Below are 2,825 nucleotides of genomic sequence, written 5' to 3'. Positions count from 1 at the left end.
GGATTAGGATATTCATTTTATAAAATAAAAAAAGTAAAATAAACAAATAAGGAGAGCATCTGTAAAAAGGTGGCTCTCTTTTTATTAATAATCTTATAACTTAAAAAAAAATAAAACATAAAAAACAATGAAAGAAATGACTAATAAAAAAGCGATTATGTTATTATGTACGCTCATTCCTCTTATGAGTTATGGAATATCAGAGAAAGATTCGGTGAGTGAATTAAGGGAAGCTTTACCTATGCATGCTCTTAAAGTGTATCCACTTGCTTTATTCTCTAATTATTTTAATACAAATATTATTACAAGAAGAATGAATGCAATTTCTTATGAACGGAAGCTATATAAAAATAGTACTCTTTCCTTATCTGTTAGTGGTTCTATTGGTAGGAGTTCCATTGGGTCTACTAATCAAATCTTTTTTGAATTTGGTGGTGAATTAGAATATAGATATTATATAAAAGATGCCTTAAAGGGGTGGTATGTAGGAGCAATGTTTTTATATTCTATCAATTCTTGGAAAATAACAGAACCTAATATTAGTATTTATAATACACCTATTGACGAAGGTTCAAGAATATATGTGAACACTATTTCTATGGGATCTAAATTTGGATACCAATTTTTATGGAAAAAGAAAAAAGGATTCTTTACTTTAGATTTAGGTTCGGGATTAGGGTATACACATATATTTTATGAAAATAACAGTGAGAGAATCTTGACTGTTAATAGATTAGGTCTGTTCTTTGATGTAGGATTAGGATATTCATTTTATAAAATAAAAAAAGTAAAATAAACAAATAAGGAGAGCATCTGTAAAAAGGTGGCTCTCTTTTTATTAATAATCTTATAACTTAAAAAAAAATAAAACATAAAAAACAATGAAAGAAATGACTAATAAAAAAGCGATTATGTTATTATGTACGCCCATTCCTCTTATGAGTTATGGAATATCAGAGAAAGTTTTATCAAGTGCATTCTGGATAAACAAATACAGAATGCACTTTTTTTACTAACATACAGAAAACATATAAACCGATGAATCTATGAAATACTATTTAATTTATATATATATATTCTACTCATACACAGGTTATACACAGAACTATACCCATACCTATACCGAATATACCAAACAGATGTATGATTTTATAGAATATACATATAAGGCAGATACCGCAGAACGTATGCGTTCTCGTATAAATTTTTATAAAGATAATCCTCAAAAGATTCCTCTCGAGGTTATTTTTCTTGACCCACTTCTAATTAAGATAGGGAAGGATGAAATAATAAACATAGTATGTAAGCAGCAGGCATATACAAACGAGGAATGGTATATAAAAGAAGCTATAAAAACCATACGGAGTCATTTCTCGTGTGAAGATATTCAATACATGCAAATGCAAATGAATCTGTGGAATATCAGTTATTGGGATACCACTGCTCTGAAACAGAGAAAAATACCATTTGTCCAATGCTTCCCCGAACCTAAAAAGAATCAAGATTTTGGTTATTTTTATTTTGATATAAAAAATGTTTCTCCACTTTATTATGATAGTACCGACAAGCCACATTCTTTAATAGAGGGATTAGATGATTATTATCAAATCATAGAAAAAAAGAAACAAGAAAGATTAGATAGGTATGACAGTAGTATGAATAGCATTCAAAAAAAAATTATATACATCCAGCATACATACCATATTTTACAAAAAAAGTACTTTCAAAAATATGACTCTCTGTATAATCACCCAATAGATTATGGAATAGTAGATCTCAATTATCCGAATCGAAAAGTTAGGTATTCTATCCCATTGTTTAATAGAGATTATACAAAAGTAATAATATCGTTACAAGAAACATACTATGGTAATACAAGTATATATATAAAAAAAGAGGATGGAACATGGGAAAAAATTATTTTACTGGAAGTTATCCAATAAATTATATATACAATGAAAGTCATCATAATCATTTTTTTTGTATTATCATTTTTTCCTACGAATGCTCAAAAGTATTCTATGAGAAGAACAGAACTGACATATTGGAAAGAAGTATATGGTTTTATAAACCAAGAGCATAAAGACGAATCTTTCTATGATTACAAAGTAGTTACTTATCTTGTGCCTCTATTTCTTGATACAAATTACAGAGAAACTATCTATTTTTATACCCATAAAAATAATTTTTGTAAAGAGAACATAAATAAAAGATTAGATATTATATTTCAAGAAGAAGCATACAAAAATATGTATACTCTCAAAAAATCAAAAAAATTCTTTTCCTCTCATGATATTTTTTTTATGAACAAACAAATCAGAAAATGGAACCCCTTCTATTTAGATACGGTAGAACTTCTAAAATATAATATTCCATTTACACATCTACCATCTATAAAAAACAAAAAAGATTTACACCAATACTATGCTAGTATAAAATTCAAGAGATGGCAATACTGGGATACTTCTTTTATATACAATAAAAAAAAAATTATACAGCATCTCAAGAATAAAACGAGTGATACTATCCTTGAAGAGAAAGAATATATAAGAGATTTAGAAATATGTATAGAACAAATTGAAAAGTATTTACAGGATATTGTCCCACCAAAAATAACTGTTGTTTATTCCAAACCATATTTCAACACAAATTATACTCTTATGGTAATTTATAAAAAAACCAATATGAGAGAAGGAGTTTATATTTATCTTAAAAATAAATTAGGAAAATGGAATATTGTAGATAGGTTTCCTTTATGGGAAAGAGGGGGTTATTTTTAGCAAGAGGCAGCCACGCTACATACGAGTGCAAAATAAGAAAGAGAG

3 protein-coding genes are annotated in these 2,825 nt (G+C 27.5%); all 3 read left to right on the top strand.

From position 1 onward, the window contains the following. Positions 1-127: 127 nt before the first annotated feature. The 3 genes from QM536_09775 (at position 128) to QM536_09765 (ending at position 2,780) form a co-directional block, all read left to right on the top strand. On the top strand, positions 128-796 hold the full coding sequence (locus QM536_09775) for a DUF3575 domain-containing protein (GenBank protein MDI9357298.1): 669 nt from the start codon (positions 128-130) through the stop codon (positions 794-796). Between the two features lie 250 nt (positions 797-1,046). Continuing rightward, positions 1,047-1,943, top strand: coding sequence for a hypothetical protein (locus tag QM536_09770; protein ID MDI9357297.1), 897 nt, complete (start codon positions 1,047-1,049; stop codon positions 1,941-1,943). Between the two features lie 12 nt (positions 1,944-1,955). After that, on the top strand, positions 1,956-2,780 hold the full coding sequence (locus QM536_09765; protein MDI9357296.1) for a hypothetical protein: 825 nt from the start codon (positions 1,956-1,958) through the stop codon (positions 2,778-2,780). Positions 2,781-2,825: the final 45 nt, after the last annotated feature.

The sequence above is a fragment of the Chitinophagaceae bacterium genome (genome assembly GCA_030053935.1).
In the GTDB taxonomy this organism is placed as follows: Bacteria; Bacteroidota; Bacteroidia; order Cytophagales; family JASGCU01; genus JASGCU01.
Note: the sequence above shows the minus strand (reverse complement) of the source record. Positions and strands in the feature narration are given on the sequence as shown.

Excerpts from the sequence above, each read along its gene's own strand:
- QM536_09775 (MDI9357298.1), top strand. The coding sequence starts at position 128 with ATGAAAGAAATGACTAATAAAAAAGCGATTATGTTATTATGTACGCTC.
- QM536_09770 (MDI9357297.1), top strand. The coding sequence starts at position 1,047 with ATGAAATACTATTTAATTTATATATATATATTCTACTCATACACAGGT.
- QM536_09765 (MDI9357296.1), top strand. The coding sequence starts at position 1,956 with ATGAAAGTCATCATAATCATTTTTTTTGTATTATCATTTTTTCCTACG.